This window comes from Polyangiaceae bacterium (assembly GCA_015075635.1).
Classification (GTDB): domain Bacteria; phylum Myxococcota_A; class Polyangia; order Polyangiales; family Polyangiaceae; genus JADJKB01.
Genome location: JABTUA010000003.1, coordinates 1,591,820 through 1,611,570, shown reverse-complemented (window position 1 = coordinate 1,611,570; position 19,751 = coordinate 1,591,820). Strand labels below are relative to the sequence as shown.

Genomic DNA, 19,751 nt, shown 5'->3' with positions numbered 1-19,751 from the left:
AGGGCGATTTCCGAGAAGGAGCTGCCAGATGCCGACCTGCAAGGGATGTGGCGACGACGCCGACGAGCTCGTGACCTTGAAGGTCGCGGGCAAGACCAAGAAGCTCTGCGAGAGCTGCGCCGACGAGGTGCGGGAGTCCGAAGAGGTCGCAGAGCAGAGCGAGGCCGTCGTCCAGCAGATGATGGGCTTCAAGGGCAGGCGCTGACCGCGTGGAGCTCCGCGCCGGACAACGCATCGACCGCTACGTCCTGATCGAGCCGCTCGGAGAGGGCGGCCAGGGCGCGGTCTGGAAGGCGCAGGATCCCCTGGCGCCCGATGCGCCGTGCGCGCTCAAGTTGGTGCCGGTGGTGCTCGGTCGCCCGAACGACCTGGAGCGCGCTCGGCGCGAAGCGCGGGCGTTGGCCCAGCTGGAGCACCCCTCGCTGGTCCGCTCCAGCGGCCTGTTCGAGGATCTCAAGCTCGGCGTGCTGGGCATCGCGATGGAGCTGGTGAAAGGCACCTCGCTCAAGCAGCTCGCGCGCGAAGGGCGGCTGGGCGCCGAAGAGAAGAGCCTGGTGCTCGAGCACGTGGCTCGGGCGCTGGACTACCTGCACAAGAGCGGCGTCGTGCACCGAGACGTGAAGCTCGACAACGTGCTGGTGCGGGAGAGCTTCTGGGACGACCCGAGCCGATCCGACGGCGTGAAGGTGGTCGATCTCGGCATCGCCGCCGTCTCCGGCTCGGACCGCGAGCTCACGCAGGAGGGCACGGTCGTGGGCACGCTGGCGTATCTGGCGCCGGAGCTCCTCGATCCCGCGACCTTCGAGGGCGAGCAGAGCTCGCCGCGAGTGGACGTATTCGCCTTCGGCGTGATGGGCTGGCTCCTGCTCTCGGGGCAACACCCGAGCGGCTTGCCGGCGAATTCCAACGCCGTCGAGTACACGCGGACCTACCGCGCGACGCTCTTGCCCGGTCGTGACTTCCCGGTCGGCACGCTCGACGAACCCTGGCGCGGCGTGCTCACCCGCTGCCTGGCGCCGAACCCGGCCGAGCGTCTGCCGAACGCAGGGGCCGTGCTCGACACCATCGCCAGCCGGCCACCGGACAGCGTCGTCGTGCGGCCGTCTCGGGACGGAGCACCGGAGGCGACGGCGGTGGCCACACCCCAGGCGATGCTCGAGCCGACCGCATTGGCGGAGCAAGCAGCGCCCGCCCAGGCCCCAACGGTCGCCATCGCGCCAGCGAAGGCCGCTCCGCCAGCGCCTCAGGGCTCCAAGGTGCTCGTCGTCTTCACGCTCTTGGTCGCCGTCGCCATCGGCGTGGCCATCGCGATGAAGGCGAGCGTCGAGGCGCCAGCCCCGGCTCGGAGCGCGAGCGCCTCGGTCCCGAGCGCCCGCGCGGCGAAGCAGCCCGCGGACGCCGGACCGGTGCCCGAGGACGCCGCGCCCGAGGGCGCGACCAGCGAAGCCGCGCCCGAGTCGGCGGCGGCGCTGGATCCCTGCCCAGCGTGCCCGTCGGGTCGGAGCTGCGGCGAAGAGGGCTGCGACGCCCCCCTCGAAGCGTCGGAGGTGTACGCGCTCCGGCTCGGCCGCGTCGATGGCGACTCGTTCTTCGCCACCTATCGGACGGCGGAGGTCTGCGTCTCGATCAGCGGCAGGTCCGGAGCACCCGTGTGCATGCCGCTCGCGGAGACGCTCGACGCCGGCGTGACGGCCAAGAGCCTGCGCGTCGATTACGTCGCCCTCGTCAAAGACGGCCTCGACGTGACCGTGCAGCACTCGGTGCCCGGCCAGGGCGCAGCCCGGCTCGCCCACAAGACCGGAGTGAAGCCGGCCGACGGTGGGCGGCGCGAGCTCTTGTGCAAGGGCTTGCTCGTCGAGGACTTCGTCACCGAGCCAGACGTGCAGCTCGGGCAGGTCGTGCTCTACCTGGATGACGCCGGGGGTCAGCCGACGCGCTGCCCTTGAGAGGCGAGCGCCTTCGCGGCCTCGACCCAGCCCTCGCGCTGGATGCGATTCGGCTGGATCCGCAGCTTCGCCGCGATTTCGGCGATTTCCGCCTCACCCCAGCCGGCGATCTGCGAGTAGCTCTTCACTCCCGCCGCTGCGAGCGCATCGCGAAACTTCGGGCCGATGCCCTTGATGCGGGTGAGGTCATCGGCGAGCGCCGGCGCCCAAGCGAGGCTCTCGGCCTCTGCTTCCAGCGCGCGGACGCGCGCGTCGCGCTCTGCCAGCTTGCCGCGCTCGAGCTCGAGCGCCGCGTCGAGCTCGCGGACGCGGGCCTCGAGCTCGGAGAGCGACGCGTCGAGCCGACGGGAGTGGGCGCGGAGCGCAGACAGCTCCGCATCCAGCTGAGCGGCACGCGACGCCTCCGCTTTGGCCACGCTGAGCTCGGCCTCGAGGTCGCCGATCTGAGTCCGGAGGCGCGGAACGTCGGCGGTGCTCCCGGCCTCCAGCCGCTGGATGCGCGCGTCGCGCTCGGCGATGCGGGCGAGCAGCGTCTCGCGCTCGGTCTGAAAGCCGCGCAGGTCGGCCAGCTTGGTCGCGAGCACGCGCTTGGTCTGCTCGAGCTCGGCGGCCAGCGCGGCCGCGTCCGCGGCCGGCGGAGCCGACGTCCTGACCGGCGGTGGCGGCGGTCGCATGCTGGGGGGCACTGCCCGGGGTGAGCTCGCGGGCGACGGGGGCCGGAAGCTCGGCGGCGGAGGCCGGAGGCTCGGCGGCGGAGGTCGCACGCTCGACGGCGCGGCGTGCGGGGAGCTCGCGGGCAGCGGCTGTGGCCGGGGGCTCGACGGCGCAGCCATGGGGGAGCTCGCCGGCGGCGGGGGCCTCACGCTAGGTGGCGGTGGCGTCGCACCCGGAACCGGGGGCGGCCGCGGGATGCTCGGCGCAACCGCCGGGCGCGGCGGCAGCGCGACCGGACGCGGTGGGATGCTGGCTGGGCGCGGAGGAGCCGCGACGCCTGGCTGAGCCGGAGCGTCGCGCGTCTCCTTGACGTGCGTGATCTCGGTATCCGAATCGTCCTTCGGCTTCATGCTGCGCCAGCGCCCGAGGAGCTTAGCGCGGGCTTTGCCCGCAACCCAAGGACCTGTGGGGCACTCTGACCCAGGGCGCCCCACCGAGCGCACCCGTCCTGCCTGAAATGGCACCAGAAGCGCGACGGACGCCTGGATCTCGGTGACCATTCACATGGCTCGCGGGGCCCCAGCCCCGCTCGCGGCGAGCGCGAGGAGCCTCGCGTGTCCGACGCATGTTGGCGAAGTAAGAGCGAAGCGGAAAGACCCTACCCGATCCACGCCGGCTTGCGCCCGACGCGCCGCAGAGACAATCAGGCGGGCCATGACCTCGCCCGACGAGCCGAAGCCGGAGCCACCCGCGAAACCCGAGGAGGCCGAGAGCTCGACCGGCCGGCGCGTGCTGATCGCAGTCGGCGCGGCCGTGGTCGCGCTCGGAGCGGCCTACGGAACCGGACGCTACCAGGGCAAGCTGACCACGGACGCCGCCGAGAAGCAGGCCAGCGAGAGGGAGGCCGAGAAGAAGCGCGCTACCGCGGAGTTCGACGCTCAGCGCGATCGGGCCATCCGCTTGGAAGCCCGCCGCCGGCTGCACCTGGCGCTCTTGGCCCTCGAAGAGCGCAACTTCGGCCTGGCCGAGGGGCACCTGGCCAAAGCGAGCGCGCTGCTCGGTCGAGCCAAGGGCGACGCAGCGCTGGAACGCCTGGCCGGCGAGATCGGTGGGACGAAGCTGGGCGCTACCGACGATCTGGGTGCGACCCGCAAGAAGCTCCTCGACTGGGTGCAGGCCTTCGACGCCGCGATGCCTCTACCCGAGTGAGGCGGGCGCGCGGAGCGGCACGCTGAAGGCCACCCGTGCACCGCCCCCGCGGCGGTTCTCGGCCCAGGCGCGCCCCCCGTGTGCCTCGGCGATGCGCCGCACCAGCGACAGCCCGAGCCCGAGCGACGAGCCCGCGCTCTTCTCGCCTCGGACGAACTTGTCGAAGGCGCGGACCAGATCCTGCTCCGCGAAGCCGGGACCGCCGTCTTCGACGGAGAACACCCAAGCATCCGCCTGCCGCGAGACGACCAGGGTGGCGACGCCCCCAGCGTGCTCCTTGGCGTTCTCGAGCAGGTTGGTCAACGCGCGCGCCAGCAGCGTGGGGTCGCCGGAGAGGGCTGTCTCCTCGGACCGGAAGTCCAGCACGCCCGCGGAGAGGCCCGCTCGCTCGAGGCACCTCTCCGCGAGCTCGCGCGCGTCGAGGTCGCGTCGCTCCAGCGCGCCGAAGTCGAGGCGGGAGCTCGCGAGGAGCTGACCGACCAGCGAGTCGATCTCCAGCACCTCGCGCTCGATGTCCTCGCCGACCTTGCCCTGCTGCTCCCGGGCGAGCTCCGACAGAACCCTGAGGCGCGCGAGGGGCGAGCGGATCTCGTGGCTCACCCCCGCAAGCAGCTCGCGCTGATCGGCCATCTGCCGCTCGATGCGGCTCGCCATCTCGTTGATGGCATCCGCCAGATCGCCGATCTCGCCGACCTTGTTCCGGCGCAGGACGACGCGGGCTCCCAGGTTGCCGCGGCCGATCTCGTCCGCCACCCGCACCAGCTCCCCGAGCGGGCGCACGAGGCGGCGCGCGATCATGCCGGATGCGCCCCAGAGCGAGAGCGCCGCCAGGCCGAGGAGCAAGAAGAACGGCAGCCCGGCGCGCCGTTCGCGCTTGGCGAAGCACAGCTTGGCGTTGCCGAGCAGGCGCTCTTGCCGGCGCACAGGCGCCTCGACGTCGGGCCGCGGGCAAGGCTCGCCATACGCCCCGATCAGCTCGCCGCGGGCGTCCAAGAGCACGATGCTCATGCCCAGGTCGCGCACGACCGAGCGGGCCAGAGCGTCGCGGCGCGCCGGATCGTCCCAGCTCTCGGCCAGCTGATTGCCGATGAAGCTCCGACCGCGCTCGACGGTGCGGCGCCAACCGCCGTCCGCCCCGCCGAGCAAGAGGTGCGCCGCCGCCGCGACCACCAGCCCGGTCACGAAGATGGAAGCGCCGAACCAAAGGAACAGTCGCCGGTGCAGGCGGGACCGGACGTAGTGCCGGACGCCTCTCACGGCACCTCGCGCGGCAACACGTAGCCGATGCCCCGAACCGTCTTGATGCGCTGGGGGCTCTTGGGGTCGTCCCCGATCTTCTTGCGCAAGCGGGAGATGTGCACGTCTACCGTGCGCTCCCCCACCGCCACGTCACCCCGACCTGCTTCCCCGAGCAGCGCGCCACGCGGCACGACGCGACCGGCACGCCGCAAGAGCGCGACCAAGATGTCGAACTCGATCCCGGTGAGCTCCACCTCACGGCCATCCACCGTGGCGCGTCGCGCCTCGACCTCGGCGACGATGCCCTGCGCGCCGACCCGCTCGCCGATGGCGTCGGGCTGCGCGCGCCTCAGCACCGCGCGCAGCCGCGCGAGCAGCTCGCGCGGACTGAAGGGCTTCGGAATGTAGTCGTCGGCCCCGAGCTCGAGGCCGACCACACGATCCGACTCGTCGCCGCGAGCGGTCAGCATGATCACCGGCAGCTTGGTCTTCTGCCGGAGCCTCTTCAGCACCTCCAGGCCGTCGATGCCAGGCATCATCACGTCCAGGAGCACGGCGTCGAAGCTGTCAGCCTCGAGCTTGGAGAGCCCCAAGGCGCCGTCACGCGCGTGGCTCAGCGACACGCCGTGCTGAGCCAGGTAGCCGGCCAGTAGGTCCGAGAGACGCGCGTCGTCGTCGATGAGCAGGACTCGGAGCGACATTTCTAGTCTCGACTTGCGCACTTTCGCGCCGCGAAGAACCCGATGCGGAAGCGCTGCTTCGAGGTTACCCGCGAAGCGCGACCTGCAAGAGCGTCGCGACCCATCCCATGGGACCAGGAGGCATCTGCCGGCCACGCCGGTAGTTTTCGTGGGTTTTCGCCGCTCATGACGATCGCGGTCTGATCATGGCAAGACTGCTCGAGTCGAGTCTGGCCTCCAGCATATCAGCGGATCCCGCGCGGGGGGTCGTCGGCCCGGGCTCGGAGCGCCGCATCCGCGCAGATCTGCGCGACGTGCTGCTCGAACTTGGCGCGACGCTGGACCCATGGCCCGCGCTCGGCGCGGTGGTGGGCGACCCGGGCGGCGCAGCCGGCGTAGCCGAGCAGCGTTCCCAGGCTCAGAAGCACGATCAGGACTTTGCGTTTCATGGCACGTCTCCTCTCAGGCGTAGCTGCGATACGGCCCCTGCCAGCGCCGGCCCATGCCCGACTCGATCAGCTCGGCGAGCCGCTGGCGCTGGCCCTCGTCGAGGGCCTCGTGAGCCCGGGCCAGGCTCTCGATTGCGGTCCGGCGCAGAGCCGCCATGGCGGAGTCGTGCTTGGCGAACGCTTCACCCATCGCCTCGGCGTCGAACGAGTCGCCACGGAAGGCGCGCGCCACGTCCTTGCGGGAGGCGTCCAGGTCCCGGCGCGCGGCGTGGGCGCTGTCGATCAGATCGTCGACCGCCGCTCGAATCACCCGCTCCTGCCCCGGCGTGGTGTCCAGCCGCTCGAACAGCCAGCGCTGGAAGGCACGCCCGCCGAAGCCCCGCCGTTCGCCCGGGTCGCGGTGGCGATGAGAGTCCCAGCGGCGGCAGCCGCCGAAGCGCGCGGGCCCCCGGAGGACCCAGATCAGCCCGACCAGACAGGCCGTTCCCAGCAGAAATCCGAACATCGAAACCTCCTTCGAGAGGTCAGCTTGGAGCCAGACTGTTGCGGGCGTTCGATCCGAAGCGTGAAGTAGTGTGAAGTCGCCCGGCTGGCAGGAGCGGCCGTTCTCCGTCATAGTGCGCGGCCCGAAACCGCGAAAATGGCCGACCTCAAGACCGAAGTCTCCCGGCGACGCACCTTCGCCATCATCTCTCATCCGGACGCCGGCAAGACCACGTTGACGGAGAAGCTCCTGCTCTTCGGCGGAGCGATTCAGCTGGCGGGCGCGGTGAAGGCCCGCGGCGAACAGCGCCGCGCACACTCGGACTGGATGAAGGTCGAGCAGGAACGCGGAATCTCGGTGACCGTGTCCGCCATGACGTTCGAGTACCGGACGGGCACCTTCAACCTGCTGGACACCCCGGGCCACCAGGATTTCAGCGAGGACACCTACCGCACCCTGACCGCGGTCGACTCGGCTGTGATGGTCATCGACGCCGCCAAGGGCATCGAAGCGCAGACGCTGAAGCTGTTCGAGGTGTGCCGCCTGCGCGACGTCCCCATCATCACCTTCATCAACAAGCTCGACCGCGACGCCCGCGATCCATTCGAGCTGATGAGCGAGATCGAGGAGCGGCTGGCCCTCGACGTCACCCCGGCCAGCTGGCCCATCGGCATGGGGCGGGACTTCTTGGGCTGTTACGACCTCTTCCAGGAGCGCCTGCTCCTGGTCGAGAAGGGCTCGGAGCGCGCCGGCGGCGACGTGCGCGAGTGCCGCGGCCTCGACGACCCGCTGCTCGATCGCGAGCTACCGGAGCACGCCGTGAAGGCGCTGCGCGAGGAGGTCGAGATGGCCCGCGGGCTCTGCCCGCGCTTCGACCTCGAGGCCTATCGGGGCGGGCACATGACGCCGGTCTTCTTCGGCAGCGCGCTGAACAACTTCGGCGTGCGCGAGCTGATCGAGGGGCTGCTCCGCCTCGCCCCCGCTCCGCGCCCGCAGAAGACGACCACCCGGTTGGTCGAACCGACGGAGGACCAGGTCTCCGGCTTCGTCTTCAAGATCCAGGCGAACATGGACCCGAAGCACCGCGATCGCATCGCGTTCCTCAGGCTCTGCTCGGGCCACTTCCAGCGTGGCATGAAGCTCCAGCACGTTCGCAGCGGCAAGCAGATGACCTTGCACAACCCGGTGCTGTTCCTGGCCCGCGATCGCGAGCTCGCCGAGGAGGCCTTCGCCGGCGACATCATCGGCATCCCGAACCACGGGACCCTGCGCATCGGCGACGCGCTGACCGAAGGCGAGCCGCTGCAGTTCACGGGCATCCCGAGCTTCGCGCCGGAGCTGCTCCAGTCGGTGCGCCCCGCCGACCCGATGCGGGCCAAGCACTTGAATCGTGCCCTCGAGCAGCTGGCCGAAGAGGGCGCCGCTCGCGTGTTCAAGCCTCACTTCGGCTCGAATTTCATCGTCGGCGTGGTGGGCTCGCTGCAGTTCGACGTGCTCTCCGATCGAATCCGCACCGAGTACGACATTCCGGTGCACTTCGAGGGCACGCAGCTCTTCACCGCGCGCTGGGTGGATGCGGCAGATCCTCAGCTCATGAAGCGCTTCACGGAGACTAACCGCGCGGCCATGGCCGAGGACCACACCGGCCACCCGGTGTTCCTGGCGCGCAACAGCTGGCACCTCGAGACCACTCAAAAGGACTGGCCCGACGTGCACTTCGCGAAGACCAAGGAGCAGGCGGTCTGAGTCGACCTTCGCTGTCTCCGCCCGGCGCTTTCCGAGTGCGCCTCGACGACAACCTCGACGAACGCAGCGCGCGGCGGCAAGCCCGGGGGCGCATCGAAACCCGAGGCTGACTCCGAGCTACGGCACGAGGATCCCCGTGCCGATCAGCACGCCGAGCACGCCGCCGACCACCACCACGACCAGTCCGAGCACCACGGCGACGCTGCGCCGCCGGGCGGCACGACGCAAGAGCTCCTCAGGGTCACCCTCGGCGTGAAGCTCGGCGATGGCCGCCAGGCTCTGCTCGCTGACGTGTTTGCCACCGCTCAGCGTGTGCGCCTCTTCCGTGGAGAAATCTCGGGAAGAACGCGGTGCGGACTGCGTGACGCGTTCACCAGCCGCCGAGCGCAGCGAGTCGCGCACGTAGGGCGGCAGCTCGATACGCTTGCTCTCCGTGTCCGCCAACCAACTGCGGCGCAGCGAGGTGCCGGTGATGTCCTCCGTCACGCCCTTGCTCTCGAGCCACAGCGCGAGCTCTTCGCCCAGATCGCGCATGCTCGGCCAGCGCTCCTCCTGACTCTTGCGCAGGGCGCGCTGAACGATCGCCGACAGCTCCTCGTCGGCGACGCCGCGCTCGGTCAGACTCTGCGGCTCGGCGTTGATGATGGCGTACATCAGCGCGTTGTAGTTGTCCCCGTCGAAGGGCCGGCGCCCGCAGATCAGCTCGTAGAGCACCACGCCGAAGCTCCAGAGGTCGGTCTGCCCGTTGATTTCCTCGCCACGAGCCTGCTCCGGCGACATGTAGTCCGGGGTACCGAGCACGGAGCCGTCGATGGTCAAGCGGCGGTTGCTGTGCTCCACGCGCACGATGCCGAAGTCGAGGAGCTTCGGTTGGGTGGACGCCACCTCGTCCCGCGCCAGGAAGATGTTCTCGGGCTTGACGTCCCGGTGCACGATGCCCTTGGCGTGGGCCGCGGCCAGCGCGTGGCCGATGGGCAGGAGCATCTGCACCGCCTCGACGGCGGGCAGGCGGCCCTGCCGCTCCATCAGCTGGGCCAGATCCTCACCATCCAGGAGCTCCATCGCGATGAAGGGGTCGCCCCGGCCGGTCTCGCCGTAGTCGAGCACGCGGACGATGGCCGAGTGGCCCAGGCGCGCGGCGGCACGAGCCTCGTCCAGCAAGCGCTCGGCGACCTGCTTCGAGCCCGCTTCGATCAACTTCACGGCGCAGTGCACGTCCAGCACGCTGTTGTGCGCTATCCAGACGGCCCCCATGCCGCCCTCGCCGATCTTGCGGATCAGGATGTATTTCTCGTCGATGATTTCACCGGGACGGTACGGACCTGCGACGGTCGTGACCCCGGACGGCGGGTCGTCGCTGCCGGCGCCCGACCCGCGCTGTACACCTTGGGAGCTCATTCTTTCGACCGCAACTCGTGATTTTCCTCTCAGTTCCAGCACAGGGCAAGACCCCGGTGTATTTCCGCTCAGTGCCGGCCTGGAGGCCGCAGCCGAAGGTTCGGGCGATCCAAGGCAAATGCCGGGGCCGTGTCTCGGGAGTCGGAAACGAGGCGCCTACGTCGGGCAATGTGCGGAAACGCGGCACCCCGGCGACGACCTTCTTCGCCACCAGGCGGTGCTGTACCACGTCGAGCGGCAGGTCTGGAACGACAGCTCGGCGTAGGGCGTCTTCGAGATCGAACGCGCCTCGCAGAAGCGACACCCGCAGCGCTTCGGGCGATCGATCGAGGGAGGAAGTCGGGCGACCCCGATCGTGGTTTCGTGAGCGCTCAGCCGTGAGTCGGCCCTCAGCGAGGAGTCGCTGGTAGAGGCGCGTGCCCGGATACCGGGTCGAGAATCGCGAGGGGTGCCCTTGTGAGCTTCGTGTCGCTTCGCTAAGTGCACCAGCGCGCCCGGACCAGGGGCAAATTGGGGCAACCTTCCGGGCCTGATATAGAGTGAGCGCGAAAGCATGTCGGCTCCGACCGCACTCCTCAGCGGACGCTACCGCTTCAAGGCCAAGCTCGACGCCGGGACGAAGGCCCCGACCTGGCTCGCGACGGACGAGCAGAGCGGCAACGAGGTGGTCGCCTCGGCGCTGCCCACCGCGCGCGTCGCCGCGTTGATGGGCGTCGTCGGGCTGAAGCACGCGCACCTGGCGGGGATCGTTGCGGTGGTGGACAGCCCGGAGCCCGACGCCCTTCCCGAAGGAGCGCCGGCGGGGGGCGCCGTGGTCGTCGCAGAGTACGTCCCGGGCAAGACGCTGCACCAGGCGCTGAAAGCCGCGCGGCTCACGCCAGCGGAGGCCGTCACGCTCTGGATCCGCCTCTGTCAGGGCGTGGCGGCGCTCCACGCCAGCGGCGGCGCGCACGGCGCCATCTCGCCCCGCTGCATCGTGGTCGAGCCGAGCGTCGATCGCCAGGGACCGATCCTCACGCAGCTGCTGTCGCCGACGAGCGGTGCCTATTGCGCACCTGAGCGCTTGCAGGGCCGAGGGCCGAGCTCGGCCGACGACACCTGGGCGTTGCACGCGGTGCTGTTCTCCGCGTTGACCGGAAGTCCGCCGTTCCGCGGCGACACCAAGGACCAGCTGCTGAAGAGCATCGCGAGCGGACAGCTCCAGCGGCTCAAGGACTTCGGTCTGAACGACGAGGGACTGCAAGAGCTGCTCGCGTCCGGGTTGGTCGCGAACACCGCGCGGCGACGCACCGCCGCGGACCAGCTCGTCGAAGCTCTGGAGCGCTGGGAGCCCCGGAGCGAAGCGGCGTCCGAGTGGGAGGACGTCGCAACCGTGGTCGCCTCCAGCACCGAGGACATGGCGGCGGCGATGCGCTACGAGCCCGCGCCTGCGCCGGCGCCAATGCTCAGCATCCCGCCGGTACCCGTGGAAGCGGAGCCCGAGCCCGAGCCCGAGCCCGCGCCTGCACCAGCGGCCCCGCTGGCGTTCCCCGTGGCCGACGCCGGCAGTCCTTTCGACGACGAGAACGATCAGACCACCGTGATGGGACGCCCTCCCATCGACGACATCCGCAGCGCCCTGGCGGCGCCGAGCGAGCCTCCAGCGCTCGACCTGCCCGTGGTCCCGCCCAAGGCCCCGCCACCGCGCGCGGCACCCCAGATCCCGGCGAGCCCCTTCGACGCGACTCCGCCGCCGCCGTCGGCCCCGCTTCCCGCAGCGCCGCCTGCCGCGGCCCCTCCCCAGCCGATGTACGGCGGTCCCGCTGCCGGCTTCCCGGCCCCAGGGTCGGCGTTCCCGCCGCCCATCTCGGCGTTCCCGCCCTCGATTCCCGGTCCGCCACCGACCGGCATCGCGCTGCCTCCCGGCACGCTCGACGACGAAGAGCAGATCCGCCGCGCCAGCCGGCGACCCATCCTCGTGTTGATCGGCATCGTGGTGTTGGTCGCCATCGGCGTCGGAGTGCTCCTGTTCTTGAACTACCGGGGCGTGATCACGGAGGCTCCGCCCGCGCCCCCCGCGAGCGCGCCGGCCCGCGTCGCCTCGGCGCCGCCTGCGAGCGCGGCGCCGGCGCCCACGGTCGCAGCGCGCAGCCCGAGCCCTGTTGCCGCAGCGGCCTCTGCCCCACCACCTGCCCCCGCCGTCACACCCGAAGAGCGCGCGCGCTGCGTGGCATCGCACTTCGAAGCCGGGACGCTGGCAGGCACCGAAGACTTCGGGTTCTTGTGCGAGGACAAGGACTTCCGCGGCATCAACTCGCAAGTCCACCGGCGTCTGGTGGTTTCCGGTCGAGGCAAGGTCACGCCCGGCATGCGCGAGTGGTCCGCGTTCGGATGGTTCGAGCTGGCGGCGTCTGCGCTGATCCGCGCTGCCTGCTGCCCGAGCGGCACGCCCGCGCCGAACCTGCCGTCGACTCCCGGCGAGTGCGCGCAGTTGACCGAAGCCCTGGGCGAGCTCACTGCGCCGCCCCTGACCAAGACCTCCGCGGACGAGCGGGCGAGCGCCTACGAGGAGGCCGTGCTGTGCTTGTTCAAGAACGGCATCCCACGGCCCTACAACTACCTGCAGCGCCCGACCCATCACGCCCGCACCGTCTTTGGCACCTTCCTGGCGCGAGCCGCCGAGCGCGTGCGCTCGTGAATTCGTCTTCGTAGTACGCTCGGCGGGATGAGCGTTCCCGACGACGTCGCCGCCCCGGCTCCGGAGCGCCGGATCTTCTGCAACCGCACGCTGAACCTGCGCTCGATTCGCGCGGTCGGGTTCGACATGGACTACACCTTGGTGCACTACAAGACCGAGGTGTGGGAGCGGCGTGCCTGGGAACGGGCCCGAGCGCGCCTGCTCGAACGGGGCTGGCCCGTGGGCAACCTCCAGTTCGACCCGAGCTTCGTGATCCTGGGACTGATCTTGGACCTCGAGCTCGGCAACCTGGTGAAGGCGAGCCGGTTTGGCTACGTGATGCGCGCGCAACACGGCACCACTCCCATCGATTTCGAGCGGCAGCGCGAGCTGTATTCGCGCGTCTCGGTCGAGCTCAGAGAGCCGCGCTGGGTGTTCCTGAACACGCTGTTCTCGCTCTCGGAGGCCTTGCTCTACGCGCAGTGCGTGGATCTCTTGGATCAGGGCGCGCTCGAGCCGGGCATGGGTTACGCCGAGCTCTACAAGGTCGTGCGCGCCGCGGTCGATCGCATCCACGCCGAGGGTGATCTGAAGGCGGAGATCGCCAGAGCGCCGGACGGCTTCGTGGAGCTCGACCCCGAGCTCGGGCGTTGCCTGCTGGACCTGAAGCAGTCCGGCAAGAAGCTGTTGCTCGTGACCAACTCCGAGTGGAGCTACACCACTTCGATGATGCGCTACGCGCTCGACCCCTTCCTGCCCAAGGGCACGAGCTGGCGCGAGTTGTTCGACGTCACGGTGGTCATGGCGCGAAAGCCGGACTTCTTCACCGCGCAGAGCCCGATGTTCGAGGTCGTGGACGAGACCGGCCTGCTGCGCCCGGTGAGCGAAGGCATGCAGCAGGGCCGCGCCTACCTGGGCGGCAACGCGCGGATGCTCGAGGCGCACCTCGGCTTGTCTCCGGAGGAGATCCTGTACGTGGGCGATCACCTGTACTCGGACGTCCACGTGACCAAGGACCTCCTACGCTGGCGCACCACGCTGGTGGTGCGGGACATCGAGCAGGAGATCCTGGCGGTGGAGGCCTTCCGCCCGAAGCAGAGCGAGCTGAGCCGTCTGATGGCGGAGAAGGAGCGCGTCGAGCACCTGTACTCGACGCTACGGCTCGCGCTGGAACGACTCGAACACCAGGACTCGGGGGCCGATCCGGCACGCCTGCGCGAGCGGTTGCACGAGGCCAAGTCCCGATTGGGCACGCTGGACGCGCGGATCGCGCCGCTCGCCGAGGAAGCCGGAAGCCTGTTCAACGAGCGCTGGGGCCTGTTGATGCGAGCCGGGCTCGACAAGAGCTACCTGGCTCGGCAGCTCGAGCGCTACGCGGACGCCTACACCTCCCGCGTCTCGAACTTCCTGGCGTACACACCGTACGTGTACCTGCGCGCGCCGCGGGTCAGCCTGCCGCACGACAGCGAGGTCTGAGCGTCCTGGGCCCGGACCCGGAGATGGGGTACGCTCGGCCTGTGGAGCGTCGAGCCCCGCGGTATACGGTCTGGCTGCCCGTCCGGATCGAGGAGCTGGAGGAAGGCGTGGCGGTCAGCCACAACGCGAGCGGCCGCGGCATGTTGCTGGTGACGGCGACCACGCTGGAGGTGGGCGCGCAGGTCCACATCGTCGTCCAGCTTCCCCCCGAAGGGACGGCGGAGAAGAGGGTCACCGGCCGCGTGGTGCGCGTCGAGCAGAACCGCGAGGATCCGGACGGGATCTGGCCGCACCGCGTGGCCATCGACTTCGACGAGCCCGTCGCCGAGCTGGAGAAGGCGCTGGCCGGCCTGGCGGAGGCCGGCATCGCGAATCTGCAGCGGTGAGAGGCGCCACGACTCGGAGGGCGCTCTCGCGTCAGCGCACGCGCCGCAGCACGCCGCGGCCACGCCACGGGATGGTCAGCGACGCGAACCAGAGCTCGTCGCCCTTGAACTCGCCCACCGCGTCGTAGGGGATCCCGCTCTCGTCGTAGGTCACCACAGCCAGGCGGTCGCCGCTGCCCTGGGTGACGCGGTAGCGCCGGGTCGTGTTCACGCCGGTACCGGCGATGACCATCTGTTGTCCGTCGAAGTGGGCGACCAGCGTGCCCATCTGCGCGGCCAAGAGGCCGGCGAACATGGGCTCGAGCGGCGTCTCGGGCTGATAAGAGACGAGGACCCAGCTGCCCGCGATGCGCCGCTCGACTTCCTGACGCGCGAGCTCGGTGGCGTCCCGCGGCGTGCCGCGCGCACCGCCGCACGCGGACGTGCCGAGCGCCGCGAGGAGCAGACCCACCAGGGCGAAGAGGCGAAGCCGCATCCTCCCCACTCTACACCCACGCCGGATCGGCGTCCGGCAATCGTTTCGCCTGCACACCTCGACGTTGTAAGCTCCGGCGCCCCGTGCGCAAGCCTCCCCTCGGACCCACCACCCCGCACCGCGTGCTGCCGTGTGTGCTGCTCGTCGGCATCGATTCGAGCCTGGAGCCGCTCTGCCGTCAGAGCGCCGCGCTCGCGGCTGGAGCGCGGCTCGAGACCTGCGACATGGCATCGGTGACCACGCGCGCCGCCGAGCTGCGCCCGTTCGCGTTGGTCGTGCCGAGCGAGATCCTCGACTTCGACCCCGCGGAGTTCGTCGCGCTCGCGCGCACGGTGAACGCCACGCTCATCCCGCTGGACTCCGCGCGCGCGTCGGCGCCCGGCGCCCGCGCCGAGCTGGTGAAGGCCCTCCGCGACGCGCACCAGCGGCGCGCCACCTGACGGTGCTTCAGCCGGTGCGACGGATGACGTGGTAGCCGAACTGGGTCTCGACCACGCCGCTGGTCCCGCCGACCGACAGACCGAACGCCGCCTGCTCGAACGGGGCGACCATCTGGCCGCGGCCGAAGCTGCCCAGATCGCCGCCGGACTTGCCGGAGGGGCAGTCCGAATGCTGCCGCGCCAGCTCGGCGAAGTCCGCGCCGCCGTCGAGTTGGGTCTTGATGGCTTGGATCTGCGTCTGCGCCTCGTCCTGCGTGCGCGTCGCGGTCGAGCGGGCGGAGCCCGCGTACATGAGGAGGATGTGTGAAGCGCGAACTTGCTCTGCCATGGTGCGCCAAACCTAGAAGAGGGCGCGGGCGGCAGCAAGCGCCGGCTTGACGAGGCGCGCGCCGCGGCTCATCGTGACGAGCCTTCGGTGGTGCCGATGCCTCGCCGCATTCTCGGGATCTTGATCGCGGTCAGCGCGTGCGCGACCGGCGCGAACGGTCCGGCTCCGCGCCCCGGTGCGCCACCACCCGAGCCCGCGCCGGGTTGGTGCTCCGCCGTGGACGCCGTCTTGACCGGCAAGGAGACGCGCGGCCTTCGCTGCCTTTCGGTGCCGAACTTCCTGGTCACCGGCTTCTTCGGTCCAGAGGAGAACCCGGAGCGCAGCGACTTCGTGAACGCCTGCTTCGCCGGCGAGGGCGACGCGGCGACGCGGCTGCGGATGAACGTGCGTCCGGTGGGCGACCTCGGCTTCCGTCACGCCTCCCGGCAGAAGCTCGCGAGGAGCGGCGGGCTCGACCTGGGGTTCTTGGGGCCCTGGGCGCCAAAGCTCCGGGTGGGCGCGAGCGACGCGACCGAGCTCGACGTGGAGGTGGTGCTCGAAGACGCAGAAATGCGCGTCTTGCCCAGCGTCGCCGAGATCCTGGGGCAGGAGCTCGCCGCCGCTCCCGAGGGCTCGCCTCGCGGTCAGAGCCTCGAGGCCTGCATCGGCAGCGTGTGTTCGGGGCGCGAGAAGCTGGTCTACACGGCGAAGGTCCTGGCCGCGGTTCCCGTCATCACGCTGACCAGCAAGAGCGAGCGAGCGCGGAGCCTCTCGATCAGCCAGGCGGCCACGGGCTTCGAGCTCGACGAGAAGAAGTCCACGAGGTCGACGCTCACGCTGCGCGCGAAGGAGAAGCTCAACATCGCGGCCCTGGTCGAGCCGGCGGGCGCGGCGTTCGAGAGCGCAGGCACCTGCCTCAGGGCTCGAGCCACGCTCGCGCGGCGCGAGGTGCTGTCTGGGCTCCGGGACATCGGCCTGCGCACGCTCTCGGGACGGGCCCTCGAAGACATTCCCAAGCTCGCCGCGCCGCTGCGCTCGACCGCCGAGCGCACCAACGGCGCCTTCAGCGAGAACGAACGCAGCACCCTGGTGCAGAGCATCGAGGCAATCGAGGGCGCGGCGCGGCAGCTCGCGCTCGCCAAGCCGAACAACAGCCTGTGCGCCAACCGGAGCCTCGCCGCGACGGTGCTCACCGGCTCGAGCCCGGACAACAGCTTTCGGAGCGCGTTGGTGGACGTGCTCTCGCCGGTCCATGAACGTCTGACCGAGCTGGCCAACGACAACGCGCTGCCCTGCGCCGACCCGGTCTGGTATCGAGATCTCGACCGCGACGGCTACGGCGACCGTGGTGTCAGCGCGCGCGCGAGCAAGCAGCCGCCCGGTTACGTCGCCAACGCGCTCGACTGCTACGACCAGAACCCCGAAGCCCATCCGGGACAGACCCGCTACTACGAGCAACACCGCGGGGACGGCAGCTTCGACTTCGACTGCGACGGCAAGGCCAGCAAGAAGGAGGAGCTCAGCTCCGGAGGCTGCCGCTCGAGCACGATCCTGGGGATCCCCACCAAGTGCTGGGCCGACGCCGGCTGGAAGGGCGCGAGCCCCGGCTGCGGCGAGCAGGGTCGCTGGCTCGCGGAGTGCGAAATCTCCACGCTCTCCTGCGAGCCCAGCCAGGAGCAGCGGACCGTGCAGACCTGCCACTGAGGGCTCGCCGTGGCGGCATCTGCGTCCATTGTGTCCCGAGATTGCCCAGACCCTCGCTTCCGGCGGTATGATGCCGGCGCGCGATGGCCGGTGGACGCCCTCGATCTTTCGTCTGCCCCGACGACCTGTGGGCCGCCTGCGAGCGCATGGCTTGGCAGAGCGGGCGTCCCGTCGACGACGTGGTGAACGAGGCGCTGCGACGCTTCATGCAAGGCGCGCAGACCGCCGCGCCGCCGCCGCCGCCGCACCCGCCACCGTTCCCCCCGACGCTGGTCGCGGGTCAGGCGCCGGGCCACTTCCCGGGACCGCCGCCGCCGCCGATGCGACCGCCCTCCGTGGCTCCCCCGCCGGCGCACCACGCGCCGCCGCCACCAGCCATCCACGCGCCACCGCCACCGCCACCGCCACCGCCGATGCCGCAGTACGGCGGGACGCCGCTGCCGCCGCCGGGCTACGGCGCGCCGCCGCCGATGCCACCGATGCAACCTTCGACCGTCACGCCGCCCGCGCCGGGTGGTTACGGCCGTCCCTACGGCGCGCAGCCAGCACCGCCTCCGTTTCCAGCATCACCGGCGCCGCCCCCGACCCAAGGCGGACCGCAGCCAATGAGCGACGGTCCGCCCTCCTACCCCATCTACCTCTACTGCGAGGGCGAGCGCGCTCAGATCATGCAGCCGCGCTTCATCATCGGTCGCAGCCGCAACGCCTCGGATTTCGCGATCAACGACTCGAACGTGTCGCGCCAGCACGCCGCCGTGGAGTGGCTCCGCGGCCACTACCACATCGTCGACATGGGCTCGACGAACGGCATCCAGTTCCAGGGGCGCCGCGTCGAGCGCAAGGTGATCTACGACGGCGACGTGATCATCCTGGCGGGCCACACCCTGCGCTTCGCGCGCCAGTAACGGCCCCAGGAGAACCCGCGACCCCCGCTCCTGGGAACGGGGGTCGCGCGGGCGCACCCGCACACGCACCCGCACTCCGGACCTTGGCCGTGAGCGTTCGGATTCAGATTCGGGTGCGGGTGGGGGTGCGGGTGCGGCTCTTCAGTACCGATACAGGTCGGACTTGAACGGCCCTTCCGCCGGGATCCCGAGGTACTCGGACTGCTTCGCGCTCAGGGTGGTCAGCTTCGCGCCGAGCTTGTCGAGGTGCAGGCGCGCCACCTCTTCGTCGAGCTTCTTGGGCAACGTGTAGACGCCCACCTTGCGCTTGTTCGTCCAGAGGTCGATCTGCGCCAGCGTCTGGTTCGTGAACGAGTTGCTCATCACGAAGCTCGGGTGACCGGTGGCGCAGCCGAGGTTGACCAGGCGGCCCTCCGCCAGGAGGTAGATCGAGTGACCGTCCGGGAAAGTGAACATGTCCACCTGCGGCTTGATCGTGGTGCGCTTCACGCCGGGGTACTCGAGCAGCTTCGCGACCTGGATCTCGTCGTCGAAGTGGCCGATGTTGCAGACGATGGCCTGGTCCTTCATCTTCGCCATGTGCTCGGCGGTGATGATGTCGCAGCAGCCGGTCGCGGTGACGAAGATGTCCACGTGGGCGAGGGAGTCCTCCACCGGCGCGACCTTGTAACCGGCCATGCAGGCCTGGAGGGCGCAGATCGGGTCGATCTCGCTGACCCAGACCTGAGCGCGGTGACCGCGCAGCGCCTCGGCGCAGCCTTTGCCCACGTCACCGAACCCGCACACCATCGCGACCTTCCCGGCCACCATCACGTCCGTCGCGCGCTTGATGCCGTCCACGAGTGACTCGCGGCAGCCGTACACGTTGTCGAACTTGCTCTTCGTGACGGAGTCGTTGACGTTGATGGCCGGGACGAGCAGCTCACCCTTCTCCTGCATCTGATAGAGGCGATGCACGCCCGTCGTCGTCTCCTCGGAGACGCCGATCCAGTCGGCGACCACCTTGTGCCAGTGCTTGGGGTCCTCCTTGGCCACGCGCTTCAAGAGCTTGTTGATGATCTGGAGCTCGTGGTTGTCGGTCGGCTCGTCGAGCAGCGCCGGGTTCTTCTCGGCGGCGTAGCCGCGGTGGATGAGCAGGGTGGCGTCGCCGCCGTCGTCCACGATGAGCTGCGGTCCCTTGCCGTCCGGCCAGGTCAGCGCCCGATAGGTGAAGTCCCAGTACTCCTCCAAGCTCTCGCCCTTGAAGGCGAAGACCGGAGTTCCCACCGCAGCGATGGCGGCGGCGGCGTGATCCTGGGTCGAGAAGATGTTGCAGGAAGCCCAGCGCACGTCGGCGCCGAGGTCCTTCAGCGTCTCGATCAAGACCGCGGTCTGGATGGTCATGTGGAGCGAGCCGGAGACGCGGGCGCCCTTCAACGGCTTCTGTGGCCCGTACTTCTCGCGGGTCGCCATCAGGCCGGGCATCTCGTGCTCGGCGACGGTGATCTCTTTGCGGCCCCAGTCGGCCAGCCCAATGTCCTTGACGACGTAGTCCTTGCCGGTGGTCTTGCCGGTGGTGGTGACCGATACGCTCTGAGTCATGGTGTCTCCTGCTTCT

20 protein-coding genes are annotated in these 19,751 nt (G+C 70.2%); 11 read left to right on the top strand and 9 right to left on the bottom strand.

The window, feature by feature from the left end; translation table 11 throughout:
- Nucleotides 1-28: 28 nt before the first annotated feature.
- Nucleotides 29-205, top strand: coding sequence for a hypothetical protein (locus HS104_37800; protein MBE7485713.1), 177 nt, complete (start codon nucleotides 29-31; stop codon nucleotides 203-205).
- Nucleotides 206-209: 4 nt separating this feature from the next.
- Nucleotides 210-1,946: a serine/threonine protein kinase gene (locus HS104_37795; protein ID MBE7485712.1), complete on the top strand. Its 1,737-nt coding sequence runs from the start codon at nucleotides 210-212 to the stop codon at nucleotides 1,944-1,946.
- Here HS104_37795 and HS104_37790 read toward each other — a convergent pair.
- The gene (locus tag HS104_37790) at nucleotides 1,925-2,620 is read right to left on the bottom strand and encodes a hypothetical protein (GenBank protein MBE7485711.1); all 696 of its coding nucleotides are present in this window, start codon (nucleotides 2,618-2,620) and stop codon (nucleotides 1,925-1,927) included. The genes HS104_37795 and HS104_37790 overlap by 22 nt on opposite strands.
- On the opposite strand from HS104_37790, the gene HS104_37785 reads away from it, so the two are divergent.
- Nucleotides 2,619-2,945 (top strand): hypothetical protein, encoded by a 327-nt coding sequence (locus HS104_37785; GenBank protein MBE7485710.1) that lies wholly within the window; start codon nucleotides 2,619-2,621, stop codon nucleotides 2,943-2,945. The genes HS104_37790 and HS104_37785 overlap by 2 nt on opposite strands.
- A gap of 369 nt (nucleotides 2,946-3,314) precedes the next feature.
- The gene (locus HS104_37780; GenBank protein ID MBE7485709.1) at nucleotides 3,315-3,809 is read left to right on the top strand and encodes a hypothetical protein; all 495 of its coding nucleotides are present in this window, start codon (nucleotides 3,315-3,317) and stop codon (nucleotides 3,807-3,809) included.
- On the opposite strand, the gene HS104_37775 is transcribed toward HS104_37780, so the two are convergent.
- The 4 genes from HS104_37775 to HS104_37760 form a co-directional block, all read right to left on the bottom strand.
- A complete protein-coding gene (locus tag HS104_37775; GenBank protein ID MBE7485708.1) occupies nucleotides 3,798-5,066 on the bottom strand; it encodes a HAMP domain-containing histidine kinase in 1,269 nt (422 codons plus the stop codon). The two genes, HS104_37780 and HS104_37775, sit on opposite strands and share 12 nt — an antisense overlap.
- Nucleotides 5,063-5,749 (bottom strand): response regulator transcription factor, encoded by a 687-nt coding sequence (locus HS104_37770; GenBank protein ID MBE7485707.1) that lies wholly within the window; start codon nucleotides 5,747-5,749, stop codon nucleotides 5,063-5,065. The genes HS104_37775 and HS104_37770 overlap by 4 nt, the downstream gene beginning before the upstream one ends.
- 224 nt (nucleotides 5,750-5,973) lie before the next feature.
- Nucleotides 5,974-6,177: a hypothetical protein gene (locus HS104_37765; GenBank protein MBE7485706.1), complete on the bottom strand. Its 204-nt coding sequence runs from the start codon at nucleotides 6,175-6,177 to the stop codon at nucleotides 5,974-5,976.
- 13 nt (nucleotides 6,178-6,190) lie between these two features.
- The gene (locus HS104_37760) at nucleotides 6,191-6,682 is read right to left on the bottom strand and encodes a periplasmic heavy metal sensor (protein MBE7485705.1); all 492 of its coding nucleotides are present in this window, start codon (nucleotides 6,680-6,682) and stop codon (nucleotides 6,191-6,193) included.
- A 135-nt stretch (nucleotides 6,683-6,817) separates the two neighbouring features.
- On the opposite strand from HS104_37760, the gene HS104_37755 reads away from it, so the two are divergent.
- Nucleotides 6,818-8,407, top strand: a complete 1,590-nt coding sequence (locus HS104_37755) for a peptide chain release factor 3 (protein MBE7485704.1) — start codon at nucleotides 6,818-6,820, stop codon at nucleotides 8,405-8,407.
- Nucleotides 8,408-8,524: 117 nt separating this feature from the next.
- On the opposite strand, the gene HS104_37750 is transcribed toward HS104_37755, so the two are convergent.
- Entirely contained in the window at nucleotides 8,525-9,805 is a 1,281-nt protein-coding gene (locus HS104_37750; GenBank protein ID MBE7485703.1) for a serine/threonine protein kinase, read from the bottom strand.
- Nucleotides 9,806-10,358: 553 nt separating this feature from the next.
- Here HS104_37750 and HS104_37745 point away from each other — a divergent pair.
- From HS104_37745 to HS104_37735, 3 genes are read left to right on the top strand one after another with little or no spacing between them, the layout of a single operon-like run.
- Nucleotides 10,359-12,482, top strand: coding sequence for a hypothetical protein (locus HS104_37745; protein MBE7485702.1), 2,124 nt, complete (start codon nucleotides 10,359-10,361; stop codon nucleotides 12,480-12,482).
- Nucleotides 12,483-12,509: 27 nt separating this feature from the next.
- Nucleotides 12,510-13,937: an HAD-IG family 5'-nucleotidase gene (locus HS104_37740; GenBank protein ID MBE7485701.1), complete on the top strand. Its 1,428-nt coding sequence runs from the start codon at nucleotides 12,510-12,512 to the stop codon at nucleotides 13,935-13,937.
- 41 nt (nucleotides 13,938-13,978) lie between these two features.
- Entirely contained in the window at nucleotides 13,979-14,323 is a 345-nt protein-coding gene (locus tag HS104_37735; GenBank protein MBE7485700.1) for a PilZ domain-containing protein, read from the top strand.
- A 31-nt stretch (nucleotides 14,324-14,354) separates the two neighbouring features.
- Here the strand turns inward: HS104_37735 and HS104_37730 are convergent, their stop codons facing one another.
- The gene (locus tag HS104_37730) at nucleotides 14,355-14,798 is read right to left on the bottom strand and encodes a hypothetical protein (protein MBE7485699.1); all 444 of its coding nucleotides are present in this window, start codon (nucleotides 14,796-14,798) and stop codon (nucleotides 14,355-14,357) included.
- Nucleotides 14,799-14,881: 83 nt separating this feature from the next.
- Here HS104_37730 and HS104_37725 point away from each other — a divergent pair, with 83 nt between their 5' ends.
- Complete coding sequence (locus tag HS104_37725) at nucleotides 14,882-15,238, top strand: hypothetical protein (protein MBE7485698.1); 357 nt, start codon at nucleotides 14,882-14,884, stop codon at nucleotides 15,236-15,238.
- 7 nt (nucleotides 15,239-15,245) lie between these two features.
- Here the strand turns inward: HS104_37725 and HS104_37720 are convergent, their stop codons facing one another.
- The gene (locus HS104_37720; GenBank protein MBE7485697.1) at nucleotides 15,246-15,566 is read right to left on the bottom strand and encodes a peptidyl-prolyl cis-trans isomerase; all 321 of its coding nucleotides are present in this window, start codon (nucleotides 15,564-15,566) and stop codon (nucleotides 15,246-15,248) included.
- Between the two features lie 96 nt (nucleotides 15,567-15,662).
- On the opposite strand from HS104_37720, the gene HS104_37715 reads away from it, so the two are divergent.
- Nucleotides 15,663-17,249 (top strand): hypothetical protein, encoded by a 1,587-nt coding sequence (locus HS104_37715; GenBank protein MBE7485696.1) that lies wholly within the window; start codon nucleotides 15,663-15,665, stop codon nucleotides 17,247-17,249.
- 83 nt (nucleotides 17,250-17,332) lie between these two features.
- Entirely contained in the window at nucleotides 17,333-18,154 is an 822-nt protein-coding gene (locus HS104_37710) for an FHA domain-containing protein (protein ID MBE7485695.1), read from the top strand.
- 141 nt (nucleotides 18,155-18,295) lie between these two features.
- Here the strand turns inward: HS104_37710 and HS104_37705 are convergent, their stop codons facing one another.
- Nucleotides 18,296-19,735 (bottom strand): adenosylhomocysteinase, encoded by a 1,440-nt coding sequence (locus HS104_37705; protein ID MBE7485694.1) that lies wholly within the window; start codon nucleotides 19,733-19,735, stop codon nucleotides 18,296-18,298.
- Nucleotides 19,736-19,751: the final 16 nt, after the last annotated feature.

Coding starts and splice junctions, on each gene's coding strand:
- HS104_37770 (MBE7485707.1), bottom strand. CDS start 5,749: ATGTCGCTCCGAGTCCTGCTCATCGACGACGACGCGCGTCTCTCGGAC.
- HS104_37710 (MBE7485695.1), top strand. CDS start 17,333: ATGGCCGGTGGACGCCCTCGATCTTTCGTCTGCCCCGACGACCTGTGG.
- HS104_37720 (MBE7485697.1), bottom strand. CDS start 15,566: ATGGCAGAGCAAGTTCGCGCTTCACACATCCTCCTCATGTACGCGGGC.
- HS104_37705 (MBE7485694.1), bottom strand. CDS start 19,735: ATGACTCAGAGCGTATCGGTCACCACCACCGGCAAGACCACCGGCAAG.
- HS104_37745 (MBE7485702.1), top strand. CDS start 10,359: ATGTCGGCTCCGACCGCACTCCTCAGCGGACGCTACCGCTTCAAGGCC.
- HS104_37780 (MBE7485709.1), top strand. CDS start 3,315: ATGACCTCGCCCGACGAGCCGAAGCCGGAGCCACCCGCGAAACCCGAG.
- HS104_37755 (MBE7485704.1), top strand. CDS start 6,818: ATGGCCGACCTCAAGACCGAAGTCTCCCGGCGACGCACCTTCGCCATC.
- HS104_37750 (MBE7485703.1), bottom strand. CDS start 9,805: ATGAGCTCCCAAGGTGTACAGCGCGGGTCGGGCGCCGGCAGCGACGAC.
- HS104_37765 (MBE7485706.1), bottom strand. CDS start 6,177: ATGAAACGCAAAGTCCTGATCGTGCTTCTGAGCCTGGGAACGCTGCTC.
- HS104_37790 (MBE7485711.1), bottom strand. CDS start 2,620: ATGCGACCGCCGCCACCGCCGGTCAGGACGTCGGCTCCGCCGGCCGCG.
- HS104_37715 (MBE7485696.1), top strand. CDS start 15,663: ATGCCTCGCCGCATTCTCGGGATCTTGATCGCGGTCAGCGCGTGCGCG.
- HS104_37730 (MBE7485699.1), bottom strand. CDS start 14,798: ATGCGGCTTCGCCTCTTCGCCCTGGTGGGTCTGCTCCTCGCGGCGCTC.
- HS104_37800 (MBE7485713.1), top strand. CDS start 29: ATGCCGACCTGCAAGGGATGTGGCGACGACGCCGACGAGCTCGTGACC.
- HS104_37785 (MBE7485710.1), top strand. CDS start 2,619: ATGCTGGGGGGCACTGCCCGGGGTGAGCTCGCGGGCGACGGGGGCCGG.
- HS104_37740 (MBE7485701.1), top strand. CDS start 12,510: ATGAGCGTTCCCGACGACGTCGCCGCCCCGGCTCCGGAGCGCCGGATC.
- HS104_37760 (MBE7485705.1), bottom strand. CDS start 6,682: ATGTTCGGATTTCTGCTGGGAACGGCCTGTCTGGTCGGGCTGATCTGG.